Origin of the sequence: Halobacillus shinanisalinarum, assembly GCF_022919835.1 — a bacterium.
Classification (GTDB): Bacteria; Bacillota; Bacilli; order Bacillales; family Halobacillaceae; genus Halobacillus_A; species Halobacillus_A shinanisalinarum.
The window spans coordinates 691,283-711,542 of record NZ_CP095074.1; the positions used below are offsets into that span (position 1 = coordinate 691,283).

Here is a 20,260-nt window from a genome sequence, read left to right on the forward strand (position 1 = left end):
ACAAGAACGAAATCAAGTCTAATTAAAAGGAAATTCTGCTAATGGCTTCCAAATCGCTTTTTCTTCAAATAAATTTGTAAGAAGATCTAGTTTCGCATCATCCGATTGGTCTGAATAGATAATAAGCTCCTCCGGGGCATAAATAAGTGCTGGAGTAATTCCAAAGTCAATCGGCAATTTTCCCAGAAAAGGGTCAGGATACTGTTTTAAGTAAACGAGAAGCTCTTCCCGACTGACCTCATTTCCTTCTGCATGATAATAGTGAAGGTCGTAATCATTGATCACATGAAGGATCTGTACCCCAGTATCTCTGGTATTGAGTCCTCTTCGCCATGAATCAACCATCAACTGATGAGCTTCTTCCAGTTTATACTCATCTAATACTTTACCAGTAAAATCCAACAGTTGATCATATACCTCTTCCAAACAAACAGCGCTTAGCCAGTCAAAGTCTACATAAAAACGGTCCATAAGCTTGTCCTTTACACACTGGTCGATCTCATATTCCATCATTGGAAATACAATACCTTCAGGAGGATTTAATCTAAGCTCACTGGACAATTCTAGTATTCGCTTAATCTCCTGCCCCTCTTTATAGTGAAACACATGTTTTAGCACGCCTTCGGTCCATGGAGTTAACTTTTGGTAAGTTATTACTCTCGTCACACTACGGACGAAATCGCTATAAACATCCCTCATAGGAAGCTCTGTTTCAATCAACAGCTTGTTATGAGCGATCTCCTTAACATACCAGGGGCAGGAGTAATCTATTTGAAGTTCTGTTATCACCTGGTGAAAGTAAAAAGCTAACTTTCGACTGGAAAATTGTATACATACCAACACACTTCCCCCTCATCACAAAAAACGTCCCCACTTAGTAGGTAATAAACATATTACGTCTTATACATATGATGTGATGAGAGTAAACATGCCTAATTGTCTTAGTTAGGACCCCCTCCTATTCTGACCGTAAACAGGTACCATGTCACTTAATTGATGGATCCGTTCAGTAATCCGTTGTGCCTTCACTTGATCAGTATCCCCTCTATTACTGGTCATTAACACTTTTTCAAGTTCATTAAGCGTATAATTTGAGGTAAAAAATACAGGAAGTCGTTCCATCATCCGATATTGCAAAATCGACCCAAGTACTTCGTCCCTAAACCAGGCGGATTGAGATTCGGCGCCTATATCATCAAGCATAAGCACAGGCGTTCTCTTAAACGCTTCAATCTTGTCGTTCATAGAATCATTTTTGATCGATGCTTTTATTTCCCGAACAAACTCAGGCATATAAATGATCATAGAAGCAATATTCTTTTCACTTAATTCGTTAGCAATTACACCAAGGAAGTACGTCTTCCCAACCCCGAAAGGACCGTGAAAGTATAGGCCTTTACTTGGAAGCTGCTCGTCAATTCCTTCAAGATATTGAACTGTGTTCTGAACAGCCTGTGCCCTGTCATCATCATTAAAATCTAAACGATCAATTTGGGCTTCTAAAATTTCCTTAGGCATATGAAGACTGCTAATTAAGGAACGCTGTTTACGGTGTTGTTCCTTCTTCCTCTCTCTGCGGCATTTATTATAAACAAGCTTCACCTCTGTCCCCACCACTTCTGCTTGGGGCACGTGGCCTGGCAAAATATTGATGCACGCTTCACGGGAAGGACACTTTTCACAATTTTTAGATTGTGACTGATATTCATACAACTTAATCAGCTGCTTCTCCACTACCTCGTTCGTCAATGAAGGATGTTCCCTGACCAGGTTCCTAATCTCAGGTGATTGGAGAACTTCTTGTTTCATTTGATTCAACCGTTGCTGAAATTGTTTATGATTTCGCATCCATTTTCGTAATGACTTTTGAATGGGCTCCATGGACTTCACCACACCTTATGTTCAGTTTTCCTTATTTGAAAGCCGACGTATTCTCTCGGCCATGTCACTCTTGTTTATAGGTGAAGAAGCAGGTTGTGTTTCCTTCTTTTCTTCACGCTTTTTAAACCATTCAGGTATGACTTCCTGATTTTTCTTCCTATATGAATTCTTCTGTTTGCCCCACTGCTGATACTTTTGATGTTCAGCCTTCGCCAAGTTCATCGCTTGTCTTACTGTTGAAACATTTTTCCGTGCCCAATGACTGGCGATTTTTTCTAAATAAGGCTTGGACAATTTCATGTCTGTTTTTAAAAGAACATAATGTACAAGCACATTCATCACACCAGGTTGAAGTCCTTGTTCTGTCATTACATCCCGAACCATCTTCACTTCTTGTTCAGAGGCTTGATTCCCACTGGATAAGTCTTCCAAAAGCTCCCTTGGTGAAATTTGCTCTAATAATTGTATAAACTGATCTTCTTTGTTCGCAGGCTCATCTTGTGAAGGAGCGGCTTTATCACGTTCATCGATGCTAGCATTATTTGAAGATGAAGATGGAAGGTCTTTCATAAAATCGTGACAAGCTGATTTAAGTTCATCGGTGATGAGTTCATTTTCCTCATTAATTGCCCATATAATGGCCCGTTCGATTTCACTTGATGTTAAATTATATAAGGACACAAGCTGTGATATAATCCGACGGTGGTCACCTGTCAGTATCTTTTCACTTGGATACATACGTTGTTTTAAAGCATGATGAAGCCAATTAAAATCAACACGGCTATTCAAAATTGCAGGGCCGCGGGGGAAAGCCCCTTCCCTACTTTGCGCTTTATGCTTTTGTTCATCAAGTAATGCAGAGGAGGGATAGACATCGTGAAACACTCGATCGAACGTTTCTGTTACTTCCTCATACTCCTCTAAAGAAACCGCTGGCAGGGAAAACCGTTCTCGTAAAGACTTAAATCTATCTTCCCCCATTTCGTGCTGTAATAGAAGGGAGAGCATATCATCATTAAAAAACTCTTCAGGAGAAAAAGGAGGCCTGATTTCATATAAGTATACGGTTGTGTCATCTCTTTTTGATAGATACGTGCGTAGAAGTCCTAGAGCCTCTAGTCTTTGTCGCGCTTTATAAATTTGGTCAAGAGGGGTTGATAAATAGGACATTAAGGCGTGGTGTGATTGAACACTGCCTCGATTATACGTTTCATATTCACTCACTAAAAATTGATACAAGGATATAGCTAGTTTTCCTATTAAAGGTTGATATAAATGGCTTAACGTCCATTGATCTGATCGAGGAGGAGCCCCTGTACGAATGATCGTAAACCCATCAACAGGTAGTAATTTCCCTATATATCGATCCATAATATATCATCCCCTTCATTCGAAAAAGAAAATGAGCCTCGCGTGGCTCATCCTTTATCATCATGTTTAATTAATTCCTTGAGTTCGTCTATAAATACATTGATGTCTTTAAATTGACGATAAACGGAAGCAAAACGAACATAAGCTACTTCATCAATGTTAGAGAGCCTGCCCATAATCATTTCACCAATATCTTTACTTTGAACTTCTGATACTCCCCTGTTGCGAAGTTCTTTTTCTATATCAAGTGTAACCGCTTCTAATTCCTCAACAGCAACCGGACGTTTCTCACAGGCACGAATAAGACCCCGCATTAGTTTCTCACGACTGAACTCTTCTCTAGTTCCTTCTTTTTTAACGACAATCAAGGGTACCTCCTCAATTCTCTCAAAGGTAGTGAAGCGAAAATCACACTGCTCACATTCCCTTCTCCGCCTGATCGAATCTCCTTCCTCGATAGGCCTAGAATCCAGAACTTTCGTACTTTTATAGTGGCAATTTGGACATTTCAATACAATCAACTCCACATTTTCTTCGTTTCATCTTCATCTTTCCGACGAATTAACTGAAGGAAACTGACTATCCAACTGGGCATAAAGCTGAATAACTAGCCTGTGACTAAAACCGAAATCGATGGGTCCACCAGAATCAGTAGTCACGGAAAAATCAACGGACGTTTGAAAAGGTCTAACCATAATCACTGTCGCTACAATAAAAGCTTTCTTCCTCCCTTTATATTTTACCGTAATCTCTCCACGTTCCTTTGAAACGGCAACTTTTTCAGAAGGAGAGGGAAAAAGTTCCTCCACAGCCCGAAATACCTCATCTCTCTTAGCTTTATAATAGCGTGTTTCAAGTGCCTTATCGTAAGACTCCTCACTCGTTTCTGAATGATTACTAAAATACTTGGATATAAAAGCCTTCACATACCTAACCCCTTCAAACAAATTCGACATGATCTGATTATATTTTAACACGTTTTAGTAAAAAGAAAAGTGGAAGTGAGCGTTTAGATCCCTTGGGCTAAGTAAGCGCACGTAAAGGCTGTGTTCTTTCAGCCTTTACGTGTGATTGCTTAGAACCTCGGGGATCTGCGAGCTGGAACTGGACAATGAAAAGTGGAGAGGAGCGTTTAGACCTGACACGTACAAGCTAGAGCACCGAAGTGAAGTGGTTTTTCTTCACGTAGGTGAACTGCTTGTGTCGCGAAGGTCTGCTCCTCGGAACTGGATAAAGAAAAGTGTAAGCGAGCGTTTAGATGCCCTCGGCTAAGTAAACGCACGTTCAGTTCGGTGATAAGGTGTTAAGGGAGAATCTTTTCGAGTTTGGCAAGAATAATGGTAATTTAAGGGAGATTTTTTGATTTTGGTCAGAATAATCTGGTTTCGAGCCGAATCGCGTTGGCTTTGGGGAGAATCACTCGACTTTTGGGTAGAATCCCCTGGGGCCACATAAACCTTTGATAAGTTCTGGTAAATAAATAACAAAAAAAAGCCGCACAGATATAAACTGTACGACTTTTATAAGCTATAGGGCACGTGACTGCTGTACTTCTACAGGGCCCATTCCCCTTGGTACTTCTACTGCTTCATTCCGACCAGCTTCAAGTGATTCAACTATAAATTCGGCCGCCACATTTGGGTCGATTCGATCCCCACAAGTATATACATCTATGCTCGCATACCCATGTTCCGGAAAGCTGTGAATCGTTAGATGCGATTCAGAAATGATGACAACCCCGCTAACCCCATGTGGAGCAAATTTATGAAAAGCAACTTCTCTTACTTCGGCACCTGCTTTAAGTGCAGCATCCACAAATGTTTGTTCGATATATGTCATATCATTTAATTTATCTTCATTACAATCCCATAATTCAGCAATTACATGTCTTCCCATTGTATCCATTTAAAGGATCCCCCTTTTGATGTGTAGCAACTTCACTTCTAAATGACAAACATGCTCTACCACGGGGGAAAGTTAGTCCTGAGAGGTCCTAACCCTTTGAGTAGACATGCAGTCAAAAATATTCAGAAGTTCAAAAAAAGTATATATGGTTTCCTGAATTATTGCAAGAAACATTTTTTATTCTGCACGGGGTGATTCTTATTATAGATACTAGGGAAAGGAATTTCCACTATTTAAGATGCCTTCACTTTTTTTTCTTGATTTAATAAATTACCTACATATTTAGCCAAATCAACAACACGGCAAGAATATCCCCATTCATTGTCGTACCAGGCTAGCACTTTTACTTTACGCCCTTCAATAACTTGGGTGGATAACCCATCTACGATTGCAGAAGCATCACAAGTCGTGTAATCGACCGATACGAGTGGTTCATCACTATATTCTAAAATCCCCTTCATTTGCTCCCCAGCGATTTTAGAAAACGCACGATTTATCTGTTCTTCGGTTACATCGGTTTTCAGATCGACAACTAAATCGACGAGGGAAACATTCGGGGTCGGCACCCTTAACGCCATACCATTTAATTTCCCTTGCATCGATGGGATCACTTCTCCCAGCGCTTTTGCAGCACCTGTGGAAGTAGGAATAATCGATTGAGTACATCCACGAGCTCGTCGTAAGTCTTTATGTGGATTATCTAAGTTCTTTTGGTCATTTGTAAATGCATGGACCGTAGTCATAAGACCATTTTCTATTCCAAATTGATCCTCTAGTACTTTAACGACAGGGGCTAAACAATTAGTAGTGCATGAGGCGTTAGAAATCACATTGTGCTGAGTAGGGTCATATGCCTCCTCATTGACGCCCATTACAATCGTTGCATCAATTTCCTTCCCAGGAGCTGTAATAATGACCTTTTTCGCTCCAGATTGGATGTGTAATGATGCTTCGTCTTGAGTTTTAAATTTGCCGGTTGCTTCAATTACAATATCTACGTCCAGCTCATCCCATGGCAACTCCAAAGGATCTCTTGTAGAACAATGAACAATCTTTTTCCCATTAACGATAATTCCGTCATCTATCGCTTCAATCTTTCCATCAAAACGTCCGTGGACACTATCATATTTCACCATATGTGCAATGGTTTCAGCAGGATAACTTGCGTTGACAGCAACAAGTTCCACTGTTTCGTCTAATACAGCCTTTCGAAAGACCATACGACCTATTCTACCTAGACCATTAATTGCAATTCGTGTTTTCCCCATAAGGCAAGCCCCCTATATATGATATACTTATAAATCATTTTTTCAAAAATAGTATAACACATTGAAAGCGGTTTTGCAGAAATCTCCACAATTTTATTTTAAAAATAGGCTTTTATGAAGTTGCTGATCTAAAGGTTTAATATCTTTTTAAATACAAACTTAAAAACTAACCTAAACAGAGGAGACTCCTGTCAGGTTAGTTTATGATATTCCACTTCTTAAGTATGCTTTTTAATTGGGTGTAGCTTTGTTCAATCGTGCCTGTATTATCAATGACAGCATCAGCCATCTCAGCTTTTTTCCTAACGGGAATCTGAGAGGAAATTCTTTGCTTTGCCTCATCAATCCCTGATTGATCACGTTCCATCAAACGTGTCAATTGAATCTCTTCATCTACATAAACAACAAGCGTACGATCTGCATAATCTGTCAACTTACTTTCAAACAGCAAAGGAATATCTAACACAACAGCTGCAGTTGCATCGGCTTTGTAGGCATCCCTTTGTCGCAGCATTTCTTTTCTTACTTCAGGATGAACAATTTGATTCAGTTGTTGTCGTTTCTCTCTGCTATTGAATACAATTTCACCCAACTGCTTGCGGTTGATTGTTTTGTCATCATATAATACCTTTTCACCAAAGGAGTGGACGATCTTTTCATAGGCGGGTTCGCCAATATTGACTACCTCCCTTGAAATGATATCTGCATCAACGACAGGAATCTTTAAATCGTGGAACATTTGAGAAACCGTACTTTTACCACTAGCTATGCTTCCAGTTAACCCGATAACAACAGTCATAGTTCTCCTCCTTACACAAGCTTAATTAGACCAATAATGATGAGCAACATTCCTGGAAGTACGGAAATGTTGTTCACTTTCTTGCTCAATTTGGCGCCGCTCTTGATCCCCACACAAAGCATAATGCTCGTCATAATGACAATCAAGCCGGTCACTTGAAATGGGTCGACTCCTATAAACGAACTGCTAAAACCCGCTGCAAGAGTATCTAGCGAAAGAGCTAGACCGAGGATAAGCACTTCCATGCCTTTAATCTGCCCTGATCGATCAACATCGGCTGTTTCAGGTGATTGCAAGACGCGGGTAGGCTGCACCCAAATTTTTTCATCCTCTACAGGTTCGTTGGGGCTTTTCACATATTGAAAAATAAAGAACAGGCCGATTCCTATCAGTGCTAATGCACCTAATCTTTCAGCGTGAGTTTGATCAATAAATGGCATCACCCATTGCCCAAACGATGCAGACAAAAGAAAGCAGCCGCCTGATAGCAATGCAATAAGAAAAATTCCTTTTTGAGAAATACCGATTTTTTTCAATCCAATCATGCAGCCGATCCCAAAACTATCTACGCTAACCGCAAGACCGAAGAGGAAAGTAAATAAAACGGTCCCCATTACGTTTCACCTCATATCCATCGAATGTGAAATAGTATATGGGCTTCCCGCTTATCCTGTTACTTCTGGCAAGTTGGACAAATATGGGTACCACGACCGCTCACTTTCAGCTTTACAATCAGTGAACCGCAATCTAGACACTCCGTGTCCTGCTTTCCATAAACACGCAGTTTTTGCTGGAACATCCCCATCTCTCCCTGACTGTTTAAATAGGACCGAATCGTTGTTCCACCCTGGCCCACCGCTTCTTGGATCGTATCAATACTCGCCTGCCTGACCCGCCTCGCTTCCTCCAGTGAAAGCTGGTTAGCGATTCGCTCTGGATGAATCGCACTTCTATAAAGAGCTTCATCCACATAAATGTTTCCTAAGCCTCCTACAACGCCCTGATCAAGCAGTACCGCCTTTATGTTTCTTGATGTTTTCTTAAGTTTTTCATAAAAATAATCAACGGTAAAAGCTGGATCAAAAGGATCGGGACCTAATTGATTAAGTGGTTTGTGCTCCCATTCCGTCCCTATTTCAAATAAATGCATCGTTCCGAATTTACGAACATCATCATAACGGAGTTCTGTACCATCCGTAAAATGAAAAATAACGTGTGTATGTTTCGGCTTTTCAACCGAAGAATCATACACACCGAATTTCCCTTCCATTCGCAAATGAGAAACCATGGCAATATCATCCATTTGAAAGATTAGAAATTTCCCTTTTCTTTCGATATCACGAATCGTCTGTGACTGTATCCACTGCTTAAAATCATTCGGGTCTTGGGGACGCTTAATAATATTTCCCCAAAAAATTGAAACATCTTGAATTTGTTTATTTAAGACGAGTTGTTTTAATGTTTGTCTCACCGTTTCCACTTCAGGAAGTTCCGGCATGTTGTTCCCCTCACTTACTTCGCGTCATACCACGTAGGTCCATAAGAATAGTCAACTTCTAGTGGAACCTCTAATTTGACCGTATTCTCCATAACCTCTGCTACAACACTCTTTAATTTTTCTATCTCTTCTTCTGGTGCCTCAAGAATTAATTCATCGTGAACTTGCAGGAGCATACGAGCTTGGAAGCCATCTTCATCAAGACGGTGATTTAAATCGATCATAGCTTTTTTAATAATATCTGCTGCACTTCCTTGGATAGGTGTGTTCATCGCTGTCCGCTCTGCAAAACTTCTTTTATTGAAGTTTCGGCTTGTAATATCCGGCAAATACCTGCGTCGCTGCATAAGCGTTGTTACATACCCTAGACGTTTCGCTTCACGAACAGACTCATCCATGTACTCTTTAACACCTGGGTAACTATTTAAATACTTATCGATAAAGAGTTTTGCTTCCTTACGTGTAATGCCCAAACTTTGTGATAAACCATAATCACTAATCCCATAAACAATACCAAAGTTAACCGCCTTAGCGTGACGCCTCATTTGGCTTGTGACTTCGTTTTCAGGTACATCAAAAACCTCGCTGGCTGTTTGGGTATGGATGTCTTTCCCTTCTTTATATGCCTTCACTAATTTCTCATCTTGAGCGATATGAGCTAACACTCGCAGTTCTATTTGAGAATAATCACTGCTGAACATCACCCAGCCCTCTTCTGATGGAACAAAAGCCTGCCTTATTTTTCTTCCTTCCTCGAGACGAATGGGTATATTTTGCAGGTTAGGTTCGATTGAGCTCAAGCGACCCGTTTGAGCAAGTGCCTGATTGAAACGGGTATGAATCATCTTAGAGGATTCATCCACTACTTTAAGCAAGCCTTCTATATAGGTTGATTGCAGCTTACTCAATTGCCGATAAAGCAAAATTTTTGGAATGATCTCATGTTGATCTTCAAGCTGCTCAAGGATATCCGCAGAAGTAGAATAGCCTGTTTTCGTTTTTTTGATGACAGGCAGCTCCAGTTTTTCAAACAGAATCGGACCCAGCTGCTTAGGAGAATTTAAGTTAAACGTCTCGCCTGCCAACTCATAGATCGCTTCCCTAATCGAGTTAAGTCGTTCTTCAAGCTCACTGCCCATCTGTTTAAGACGCTCTATATCCACCCTTACACCTTGGTGCTCCATCTCCCCTAGAATTAAAGCTAAAGGCATCTCAAGATTTTTATAAAGATCCATTTGTTCATTCTGTTTTAACTGCGCTTCCATTTGATCTTTTATTTTATATAGCATGGAGGCTTTCCGAGCCAAATGTTCATGAAAAATAGCTTCCGATTCCGGCAGCTTCAATTTAGCGCCTTTTCCGTAAACTTCCTCATCGTACTGAACAGCCTTCTCGTTCATTCGATGGCTGATCGATGGAATGTCATGGTTATTCTCGGAAGGATTAAGTAAATAGGAAGCGAGCAGCAGGTCAAAGCTAATCCCCCTTGCATTGATCCCGTGGCGTTTTAATGCGACGACGGTTTGTTTCGCATCAAATACCCACTTTTCTTTTTCCTCGTCCTCCATCCATTGCTTGAAACCATTCGACTGTTCTGCGTCTTCCATTGTTATAAAATAATAATCATTGTCGTTAGCGATAGTAATTCCATCTACGGGGGCGTGATGGTAATTGTCATATAACATTTCGACAATTAGAGCTTCTTGACCAGTCAACATATCATCGGTGACATCTGTGATGACAGACACTTCAATTTCCGGCCAATCCTCACCCTCGGCCGCCTGCTCTTGTGTTTCTCCAGGTGCGGCCACCCGCTCCATAAGCGATTGGAAGCCAAGATCACGAAACAATGCACTCACTTTCTTGCTTTCATATCCGTCATAATGAATATCCTCTAAGCCAATCTTAATAGGTGCTTTCCGATCAATTGTGACGAGCTGCTTGCTCATAAATGCATCCTCTTTATTCGTTTCAAGTTTTTCTTTAAGTTTTTTTCCACTTACATCATCTAAATTCTCATAAACGCTTTCAAGCTTATCAAACTGTGTTAGTAATTTTACAGCTGTTTTCTCTCCAACACCAGGCACACCTGGAATATTGTCTGAGCTATCTCCCATTAATGCTTTCAAATCAATTATTTGATCGGGACGAACGCCCATTTTTTCCTGCATAAATGAAGGGTCATATATATCAACATTGGTGATCCCTTTCTTAGTCAAGCTTACCTTTATATTTTCAGAGACTAGCTGCAGTAAATCCTTATCTCCTGATATAACCTTTACGTCTAATTTCTGTTCTCCTGCTACAGTGGCTAATGTACCAATAATGTCATCCGCTTCATACTGATCAAGTTGATAATAGGGGATCGTAAAGGCATCTAACAACTCTTTAATGACCGGAAACTGCTCAGATAATTCAGAAGGAGTTTTCTGCCTTCCTCCTTTATATTCAGAATACGTTTCATGACGAAAAGTGGTTTTCCCTGCATCAAACGCAACTAACATACGATCCGGCTTGTCCTCTTCCAGTATTTTTAAAAGCATTGTCGTAAACCCATATACCGCATTCGTATAAACACCTTTATCACTGTTCAGTAGTGGCAGTGCAAAAAATGCCCGATAAGCTATACTATTTCCATCTATTAATACGACTTTCTCCGCCATTCGCTCAACTCCTCAAGGTATAAACGTCTTTGCTTCATTCTACCATGTTTATTACGAAGAAGAAAAAAGACGCTTTTGTCAACGAATGGGATCTGTCCATCGTATTAAAGTTAGAGAACGGTTTCGAATGCTTCAACTTAAGAAGACTACTCACTTCATTAAAAATCCAAAAAAAGAGCAGAAGCACAAGCGGCTTCTGCCCAATGAGAGAAAACACCTTGGATGAAAGGGTTCATTGGTAATCTTACCAAAACTATTTAAAGGAATGTTTAAAATAGTATTAATTGTTTGTAAACTCTTTTGGTATGGTAACTTCAAAAGTTGTTCCTTCATTCACCTCACTATTGACTCGGATAGAGCCATGGTGAGCTTCAATTATATGCTTGACTATGGCTAGTCCAAGGCCTGTCCCGCCGGAATTACGGCTTCTTGCCTTATCAACCCTGTAAAACCTCTCAAAAATGCGTGATATTTCTTCTTCCGGGATGCCCACTCCATTATCTTTGATTGAAATCACTACTGTTTCTCCATGATCTTGAAGGGTTACCTGGACAAGGCCTTCTTCTCCAGTATAGTTTACTGCGTTGGCAAGTAAGTTCATAAAGACTTGCTTTAACCGACTTGCATCGCCCTGGACCACAACCCTACGCTCCAGCAAGGCTTCTACCCGAATCGATTTTCTCTCTGCCTGTTGTTCAACAATCGGAAGTAATTCAGATAACAGCTTATGTAGCTCAACCTGTTCAACAAGCAGCTTAAAATCTTCTTTTTCTACCTTGGATAACTCCAATAAATCTTCAATTAACGATTGCAAACGTCCACTTTCTTTTAAAATAATTCCGAGGAATTGATCAAGCATTGCTTCATCTTTCATTGCCCCATCAAGCAAGGTTTCAGAAAATCCCCGGATCGATGTAATTGGCGTTTTCAATTCGTGGGATACATTGGCCACAAAGTCTTTGCGCATCTGCTCAAGCTTTTTCATATCTGTAATGTCATGAAAAACGAGAACAATACCCTTCCATTTTTTATTTTCGCTAAAAATGGGGGCTCCTGTTACCTCTAAATGCTTGCGGTCGATCTGTACAGGTAAGACAAATTTTTCACTTACTGTTTCCTCAAACATATAAATCGTCTGGACTGTTTCATGAATTGCCGTATAAGGAATCGCATCATGATAAAGGAACCCTATATATTCCTTTTGAATCCCCCCAAAACTTTCTAGGAATGCCTTATTTACAAGGAGAATATAGCCCTTTTCATCAATTAGAATCAGACCACTGCCCATATTGTTAATAACAGCCTCTAACTGATTTTCCTGCATTCCTTTTGTACTCGTCATTTCTTGGAGGTTCCTGGCAAGAACATTAATTGAACGGCTTAACTGTCCCGCTTCACCAAAGTGACCTTCATAAGTACGAGCATTGTAATTCCCTTCAGCGAGTTCATTAGCTGTTTTTGAAGCGGACCGAATTGGTCGGATGAATTTAGAAAACACATTAAATCCAATGAAAAAGATAGCAAGAAGGCCAAGTATTAACGTAAATCCAATAAGAAGCCAGATGTTTTTTGTAATATCAGCTAAGGATTGAACAGGTGAAACAACTAGGAGTGTTCCGTTATCCCCCCCTACACTTATAGGGAGCGGGTAATAAAAGATGGTTTCCTCTAGTTGCCCTTCACGCATAGGTAATTGGTGTAATTGAACTTTATCAATGATTGCTTGTTTTTCGGCATTGCTGATCATTGGCAATGTTTTCACAGTATCTATAACGACTTCATCTTCAGCTGAAATGAATATCATACCTGTGTTTAGCTGCTCACTAAATTCGATTAAGGAATCCTGGCTAAGCTCATCATTTTCTAAGAATTCTTCGAGGTAACTAGCAAAATAGTTGCTTTCAACGGCAATCCGCTCTTCAAAGATATTAATAAAATAGCTTTTCGTTAACTGTGCTAATAAAATACCTAATCCCACCATAACGATAATGACAATTACCGTATAGGTCAGGAGCGGTCTTTTATTGATTTTCATTTACTTTGGCTCCTCCATCTTATAGCCTAACCCTCGAATCGTTTTAATGTACACAGGCTTCTTCGTATCGGGCTCGATTTTTTCCCTAAGATGACTGACATGCACGTCAACAATTCTTGTATCACCAACAAAATCATAGTTCCATACAGCACTTAATAATTGATCTCTTGATAACACACGGCCAATGTTTTGGCTCAAATAGTGCAGCAGCTCAAATTCTTTTGGAGTAAAAGTTAATGCTTCGCCTTTAATGGTCGCCTCGTATTGTTCTGGATAAATCATTAAATTAGCAATTTGAATGAAAGGTGCCTCCTGTTCGGCCGGTTCACGGATCATTCTTCTTAAGATCGCTTTAATTCGAGCAACAACCTCCCGCGGGCTAAAAGGTTTTGTCAAATAGTCATCTGCCCCTAACTCAAGTCCCAAAACTTTATCAAATTCATCATCTTTAGCTGTAAGCATTAAGATCGGTGTTTCCACCTGTTTCTGGCGGAGTTGTTTACATACTTCCATCCCATCCATTTCAGGGAGCATAACGTCGAGGACAATCATGTCGTATGCTGTTGAAGATGCTTTACCCAGTGCATCTGTACCTGTGTATGCGATATCAGTCTCATACCCCGCTTGGTCTATATTGTATTTGAGCAGTGTTACAATTGATTCTTCATCATCGACGATTAGTATTCTTTGCTTCATTCCATTCACCCCTAACCTGCAGGATACGTTCAACTTCATCATACAATGAAGTTTACATCTTGAACATGCATCTTTACAACTTTTACTTAAAATTTACATTTACAACAACAAGCATGAGCAGCGGTAGACAAATTAGAGGTAGTCGGCCAACCTGCAATCTTAAGGACGAGATAATGAAGGAAATTATGAATGTATTTCTCGAGTTGGCAGATATTTTCCATGCGTGCATAAGAAAAAGACCAACTCAAGGCTGGTCTTAGATGATTCTGTTTAATAAAAGTTTTCTAACGAGCTTGCATTCATAGACTTCGATGCATAAGGAGGCTGTACAGCTATCGTACCTTTAACAACCTCATCTCCTTCTTCATCGTACCCGGCCACTCCTATTCTTACATCATGTTCTTCCTTGTTAATCGACTGAATTTCAAGCCTTAGACGGACTTCACTGTAATGGTACACCGGTTTTGGATAGGATAAATCTTGTTTAGTAATATGACTTCCTGGACCAGGTAAATGCATCGACACCATTGAAGAAATCATTCCAAATACCATCACTGTTGGAACGATTGGGCGTTTAAATGGTGTTTCTGATGCATAATCATGTTGAATATATAACGGATTTGCATCATCTGTTAATCCGAGATACATCAAGAGTTCACGATCTTCAATGGTTGAGGAAGCTGTGAACGTATCACCGACCTTTAGATCATGAATTTTTCTGCCTAGTTTTCTTTTTTTACCAAGCATACCTTCACCTCTTTTGAAAGCGTTTTCTTATATTCCTGTAAAAAAGGATTCGAGGTCTCCCCCGAACCCTTCTTCTTTTAGTTTAATACATTGAGAACATTTTTAACAGAGTCAGCAGATTGATCCAATTGCTTTTTCTCATCTTCTGTCAATTCAAGTTCAATAATCTCTTCAATTCCGTTTCCTCCAAGGATCGTTGGTACACCAAGGTAGACTCCATCGTAACCATACTCACCTTCAAGGTAGGCAATGGCAGGTAGAATTCTTCTTTGATCCTTAAGAATAGCTTCAGCCATTTGTATTAAGGAAGCTGCTGGTGCATAGTAAGCACTTCCATTCCCAAGTAATCCTACGATTTCTCCACCGCCTTTTCGTGTACGTTCGACAATTTGATCAAGACGATCTTTAGAGATTAGTTTCTCTAGTGGAATACCGCCAGCAAAAGAGTAACGTACGAGTGGCACCATGTCATCTCCGTGCCCACCTAATACAAATCCAGTGACGTCTTTAATGGATACATTCAACTCTTCTGCAACAAAGGTACGGAAACGTGATGTATCTAATACACCTGACTGACCGATCACACGGTTTTTAGGAAGACCCGCTTCTTGGAACACTGAATACGTCATCGCGTCAACAGGATTTGTTAACACGATAATATAGCAATCCGGTGAATACTTCACAATCTCTTTCGTTACACTTTTCATAATTTTTGAGTTTGTGTTGACAAGATCATCACGGCTCATCCCAGGCTTACGTGCAATTCCTGCTGTGATGATAACTAGATCAGAATCCTTTGTATCCTCATAATTAGACGTGCCCTTAATGTTAGCATCAAATCCTTGAACAGGACTTGCTTCAAGCATATCAAGCGCTTTACCTTTAGTAGGATCCTCCATGTCAGGAATATCAACTAGTACGACATCGCCTAATTCTTTTTGAGCAGCCATCAGTGCAGTAGTAGCTCCTGTGAAGCCACCGCCAATTACTGAAATTTTTTTTCTACGAATCGCCATAATAAGCCCCTTCCTTAGTCCATGTTTTTGATTAAAGCATCACCGAACTCAGAGCATTTCACTTCTGTTGCCCCGTCCATCATTCGGGCAAAGTCATAAGTCACAACTTTACTTCCGATTGTTTTGTCCATAGCTTTAGAAATGAGTTCTCCGGCTTCCCTCCAACCTAGGTGGTCAAGCATGAGGACACCTGAAAGAATGACAGAAGATGGGTTTACTTTATCCATCCCGGCATACTTAGGAGCTGTTCCGTGTGTTGCTTCGAAAATAGCATGTCCCGTTTCAAAGTTAATGTTAGCTCCCGGCGCAATACCGATTCCACCAACTTGTGCAGCGAGGGCATCGGAAATATAATCCCCATTTAAGTTCATCGTCGCAACGACATCAAATTCTTTAGGACGAGTTAAAATTTGCTGTAAAAAGATATCTGCAATCGCATCTTTAACGATCAGTTTACCCTCTGCTTCTGCTTTATCCTGTGCTGCATTAGCCGCATCTTTACCTTCTTTTTCTACAATGCGGTCATACTCAGCCCATGTAAATACTTTATCACCGTATTCTTCTTCAGCTACTTCATAGCCCCAATTTTTAAATGATCCTTCTGTGAATTTCATGATGTTGCCTTTATGAACGAGGGTTACATTTCTACGCCCTTCATTAAATGCATAATCAATCGCGGCACGTACAAGACGTTTTGTACCTTCTTCTGAAACCGGCTTAATACCAATACCTGATGTTTCAGGAAAACGAATATTATGTACACCCATTTCGTTTTGCAAAAAGTCAATCACTTTCTTCACTTCAGGGGTACCTTCTTGCCATTCAATACCTGCATAGATATCCTCTGTATTCTCACGGAAGATAGCCATATCTGTGTCTTCAGGACGTTTAACAGGTGACGGTACACCTTCAAAGTAGCGAACAGGACGCAAGCAAGTAAATAAGTCCAGTTCCTGTCTTAGCGCAACGTTTAATGAACGGATTCCACCGCCAATTGGTGTAGTTAATGGTCCTTTAATCGCAATTTTATAGTCGCGAATCGTATCAAGTGTAGCTGCAGGGAGCCATTCTCCTGTTTGGTCATAGGCTTTTTGCCCAGCCAGTACTTCTTTCCATTCAACTGACTTTTCGCCATTATAGGCTTTATCAACAGCAGCTTCGATTACACGGCTTGCTGCTGCCCAAATGTCTGGTCCAATACCGTCCCCTTCAATATAAGGAATAATCGGTCTGTCAGGGACATTTAAGTTACCATTCTGTTCTACTGAAATTTTTTGTGATTGTGTCAAAATAAGTCCTCCTAAATTTAGTATCTGGGATAAAGCATCCTCTACTATCATACGTTAAAATAATACGAATAAAAAGGGCAGAGGAAAAAGCCCACACTCAGCAAAACCGACACCCCAAATAAATAAGTTCGGTTCAAATGAATGTAAGGAAGTTCATTCCTTTCCTTAACCAAACGCCCTCACATATGGCCAAAGTTGACTTTATTAGCGCTCTTCAATTGGTTTATAGGTTTGACCTTTAGGGCCTACGTATTCTGCTCTTGGACGGATCAAACGATTATCCCCGTATTGCTCTAAAATGTGGGCAAGCCAGCCTGATACACGGCTTACTGCAAAGATTGGAGTAAAGACATCATGATCGATTCCAAGACTGTGATAAACGGAAGCTGAGTAGAAATCTACGTTCGCTGGAAGTCCTTTGTTCTCTTTAATGTAATCTTCAATTTTAATAGACATATCATAATACTTAGAATGTCCTGTAAGTTCTGTCAGCTCACGAGACATCTCGCGCAAGTGTTTTGCACGTGGATCTCCATTACGATATACACGGTGTCCCATACCCATGATCTTCTCTTTATTTTCGAGTCTCTTTTCAATGGCAGGAATAGCTTGCTCTACAGATCCAATCTCTGTAAGCATCTCCATGACGCGCTCATTCGCTCCACCATGAAGCGGGCCTTTTAGCGCACCAATTGCAGCCGTTACTCCAGAATAAACGTCTGACAGTGTAGCTACACAGACACGTGCTGTAAATGTGGAGGCATTAAGCTCATGGTCTGCATGAAGAACCAGCGCTTTATTGAATGCTTCGACTTCAATATCTTCAGGGTTTTTCCCGTTCATCATATATAAGAAGTTCGCAGCAAAACTAAGTTCTTTTTTAGGTCCTACAGGCTCTTGCCCTTTACGGATACGGGCGAATGCAGTAACAACTGTAGGAATTTTAGCTTGAAGACGCAACGCTTTACGCTTATTGGCTTCTTCTTCCATTACATCTGATTCCGAGTCAAATAGTCCTAACATAGAGACAGCTGTTCTTAAAGCTGCCATTGGATGTACAGTCGAAAGATCATACGATTTTAAGTGATCCACTACCTCTTTTGGTATGTCCATATTTGAAATAAGTTCGGATTTAAACTGATTTAACTCATCTAGAGTTGGAAGCTTTTGGTTCCATAGTAAGTAAACCACTTCTTCAAAACTAGAGTTATTTGCTAAGTCATCGATATCATATCCAACATAGGTTAGCTTGTCATCGATAATCGAACTGATAGTTGATTCTGTAGCTGTAATTCCCTCTAAACCTTTTGTTGATGCCATACGATCTCTCCTTTTTAAAATATGCTCCATTCTTTCTTCATCGGTAAGATAAACACTTGATCATCGACCTATAAATGGACCTGAATTTCATCCCCATGGCCAATTATAAAGTATTCAGAGAAGAATGTGAATTGAAACCGTTTAATTTGCGATATTTTATAGCAATCTCTGCTATATAAAGGGCTGGATTTACTCTTTTTTTGTTGAAAGGAGGTACAAGCTTTTGAACAATCGACACACACATCAGATTATCCGCTTCTTGCTAATTACTGCTGGTTCGTTTACGTGCATTTTTCTAGCTTTAAATATGTGGCGTTACTTGTATCCTTTCGTTTTTGCCTTTATCCTATCATGGACGTTACAACCATTTATTCACATTTTAGAAAAGCGAATGCAGTTACCAAGAGCTGCTTCCGTCTTTCTCCTGCTTATTTCCGCTGCAACTTTTGTGGTCGGTCTTATTACCATTGTTGTTGCAGAAGTTATTAAACATATTCAACACTTAACCTCAGGTGGAGCAAAGCAATACTTTCACATCATTAACACCCTTCACGATCAGCTGATACAAATGATCCAGCCGCCGCTGAATTACATCGATCGTTGGTTTGGAATGATCGGTACTTCCTGGCAACAGTCGATTTATCAATCGGCAGACATGATCCGTGAAAAATTAAGCACTGCCGGAATGGAAGCAATGAATACCATACTTCAATTCCTAACCGGCGGATTAACTGGAATACCTGAATTCGCTATGACTTTAATCGTAGGAATCCTTTCTACCTTTTTCTTAAGTAAAGACTGGGAAAAGATTCATTCCTTTCTTACAAGAAAAACGAACAAATCCCTGCAACATCATATTTCTGCTATTTTTTCAGACTTCAGAAAAACAGTAGCCAGCCTGATTAGAGCACAAATCATCTTGATGAGCATATCGGTAGTAATGATTTATGTCGGGCTTGTTGTGTTAAAGGTCCCTAATGCCCTAACAATTGCTCTAATTTCAGGGGCTGTAGATTTTATACCTTATATAGGTACAGGGATTATTTTCATACCGTGGATGATCTATCAGTTTGTAAACGGTCAGTTTGATATGACGATTGGATTAGCTATTCTCTATATGATCATCATTATTACAAGGCAATTGTTGGAACCTAAAATTTTAGCTTCACATTTTGGTATTCATCCTCTTATCCTGCTAATTGGATTATTCGCAGGCTTCCAATTATGGGGATGTATGCGGTTATAATCAGTCCAATCGTTATTGCCTTTATCAAAACACTCCACACGACTGGTGTTACTATACAAGCCTGGAAATTTATTAAAGATGGTCAATAAAAGGCTGTTCTCCATGTACTTAAAGGACAGTCTTTACGCTTACCTGCGATAAATGGTAATTGTGTTACGATCCATCATTTTCATTATAATTTTACGTAGGAGTGCTTTGATCGGTGGTCTAGTGACCGGCAATAACAAAAGGAAACCAGCCGTATCACTAATAAAACCTGGTGTAAGTAATAACGTACCTCCGACCAAGATACAAGCCCCATCTAATAAAGTCTCTCCCGGTGCATAACCATCTCCCATCGAGGATTGAACTTTGCGAATCGTTTCTAAACCTTGCTGCTTGGCTAACCAAGCTCCTATTACCCCAGTTGTTATTATTAATAGAATAACCCACCACGGTCCAATAATTTGACCAGCCCAGATAAAAAGTGCAATTTCTAATGCTGGTACAATAATAATTAAAAGAAATAACCAGCGGAACATAAGAT

General features: G+C 40.1%; 19 protein-coding genes. 1 reads left to right on the forward strand and 18 read right to left on the reverse strand.

All coding sequences use genetic code 11. From position 1 onward, the window contains the following. Window positions 1-18: 18 nt before the first annotated feature. The 17 genes from ytxC to citZ all read right to left on the reverse strand — a co-directional run bounded on the left by ytxC (window position 19) and on the right by citZ (window position 18,488). Window positions 19-840 carry a putative sporulation protein YtxC gene (gene ytxC / locus MUO14_RS03780; RefSeq protein WP_244753707.1) on the reverse strand — a complete coding sequence of 274 codons (822 nt, stop codon included), beginning with the start codon at window positions 838-840 and terminating at the stop codon, window positions 19-21. A gap of 105 nt (window positions 841-945) precedes the next feature. Continuing rightward, window positions 946-1,881, reverse strand: coding sequence for a primosomal protein DnaI (gene dnaI, locus MUO14_RS03785; RefSeq protein ID WP_244753708.1), 936 nt, complete (start codon window positions 1,879-1,881; stop codon window positions 946-948). Window positions 1,882-1,902: 21 nt separating this feature from the next. After that, window positions 1,903-3,252 (reverse strand): replication initiation and membrane attachment family protein, encoded by a 1,350-nt coding sequence (locus MUO14_RS03790; protein WP_244753709.1) that lies wholly within the window; start codon window positions 3,250-3,252, stop codon window positions 1,903-1,905. 47 nt (window positions 3,253-3,299) lie between these two features. Continuing rightward, window positions 3,300-3,764, reverse strand: coding sequence for a transcriptional regulator NrdR (gene nrdR, locus MUO14_RS03795; RefSeq protein WP_244753710.1), 465 nt, complete (start codon window positions 3,762-3,764; stop codon window positions 3,300-3,302). A gap of 33 nt (window positions 3,765-3,797) precedes the next feature. Then, window positions 3,798-4,178, reverse strand: coding sequence for a cytosolic protein (locus tag MUO14_RS03800; protein ID WP_244753711.1), 381 nt, complete (start codon window positions 4,176-4,178; stop codon window positions 3,798-3,800). 601 nt (window positions 4,179-4,779) lie between these two features. Continuing rightward, a complete protein-coding gene (speD, locus tag MUO14_RS03805; protein WP_244753712.1) occupies window positions 4,780-5,157 on the reverse strand; it encodes an adenosylmethionine decarboxylase in 378 nt (125 codons plus the stop codon). A 233-nt stretch (window positions 5,158-5,390) separates the two neighbouring features. Next, a complete protein-coding gene (locus MUO14_RS03810; RefSeq protein ID WP_244753713.1) occupies window positions 5,391-6,425 on the reverse strand; it encodes a glyceraldehyde-3-phosphate dehydrogenase in 1,035 nt (344 codons plus the stop codon). A gap of 196 nt (window positions 6,426-6,621) precedes the next feature. Continuing rightward, complete coding sequence (coaE, locus tag MUO14_RS03815) at window positions 6,622-7,224, reverse strand: dephospho-CoA kinase (RefSeq protein ID WP_244753714.1); 603 nt, start codon at window positions 7,222-7,224, stop codon at window positions 6,622-6,624. Window positions 7,225-7,235: 11 nt separating this feature from the next. After that, entirely contained in the window at window positions 7,236-7,838 is a 603-nt protein-coding gene (locus MUO14_RS03820; protein ID WP_244753715.1) for a manganese efflux pump, read from the reverse strand. Window positions 7,839-7,897: 59 nt separating this feature from the next. Next, complete coding sequence (gene mutM / locus MUO14_RS03825; RefSeq protein ID WP_244753716.1) at window positions 7,898-8,722, reverse strand: DNA-formamidopyrimidine glycosylase; 825 nt, start codon at window positions 8,720-8,722, stop codon at window positions 7,898-7,900. Window positions 8,723-8,736: 14 nt separating this feature from the next. Next, window positions 8,737-11,385 (reverse strand): DNA polymerase I, encoded by a 2,649-nt coding sequence (gene polA, locus MUO14_RS03830; protein ID WP_244753717.1) that lies wholly within the window; start codon window positions 11,383-11,385, stop codon window positions 8,737-8,739. A gap of 280 nt (window positions 11,386-11,665) precedes the next feature. After that, window positions 11,666-13,420, reverse strand: a complete 1,755-nt coding sequence (gene pnpS, locus MUO14_RS03835) for a two-component system histidine kinase PnpS (protein WP_244753718.1) — start codon at window positions 13,418-13,420, stop codon at window positions 11,666-11,668. After that, entirely contained in the window at window positions 13,421-14,116 is a 696-nt protein-coding gene (locus MUO14_RS03840; protein WP_244753719.1) for a response regulator transcription factor, read from the reverse strand. It lies immediately after the preceding gene. 270 nt (window positions 14,117-14,386) lie between these two features. Further along, complete coding sequence (locus tag MUO14_RS03845; protein ID WP_244753720.1) at window positions 14,387-14,863, reverse strand: MaoC family dehydratase; 477 nt, start codon at window positions 14,861-14,863, stop codon at window positions 14,387-14,389. A gap of 77 nt (window positions 14,864-14,940) precedes the next feature. Next, window positions 14,941-15,879, reverse strand: coding sequence for a malate dehydrogenase (mdh, locus tag MUO14_RS03850; protein WP_244753721.1), 939 nt, complete (start codon window positions 15,877-15,879; stop codon window positions 14,941-14,943). A 14-nt stretch (window positions 15,880-15,893) separates the two neighbouring features. Beyond that, window positions 15,894-17,168 (reverse strand): NADP-dependent isocitrate dehydrogenase, encoded by a 1,275-nt coding sequence (gene icd / locus MUO14_RS03855; protein ID WP_244753722.1) that lies wholly within the window; start codon window positions 17,166-17,168, stop codon window positions 15,894-15,896. A gap of 204 nt (window positions 17,169-17,372) precedes the next feature. Next, window positions 17,373-18,488: a citrate synthase gene (gene citZ / locus MUO14_RS03860; protein WP_244753723.1), complete on the reverse strand. Its 1,116-nt coding sequence runs from the start codon at window positions 18,486-18,488 to the stop codon at window positions 17,373-17,375. Between the two features lie 223 nt (window positions 18,489-18,711). On the opposite strand from citZ, the gene ytvI reads away from it, so the two are divergent. Continuing rightward, window positions 18,712-19,734, forward strand: a complete 1,023-nt coding sequence (ytvI, locus tag MUO14_RS03865; RefSeq protein WP_244753724.1) for a sporulation integral membrane protein YtvI — start codon at window positions 18,712-18,714, stop codon at window positions 19,732-19,734. Between the two features lie 128 nt (window positions 19,735-19,862). Here the strand turns inward: ytvI and MUO14_RS03870 are convergent, their stop codons facing one another. Further along, window positions 19,863-20,255 (reverse strand): FxsA family protein, encoded by a 393-nt coding sequence (locus MUO14_RS03870; protein ID WP_244753725.1) that lies wholly within the window; start codon window positions 20,253-20,255, stop codon window positions 19,863-19,865. Between the last annotated feature and the right edge of the window lie 5 nt (window positions 20,256-20,260).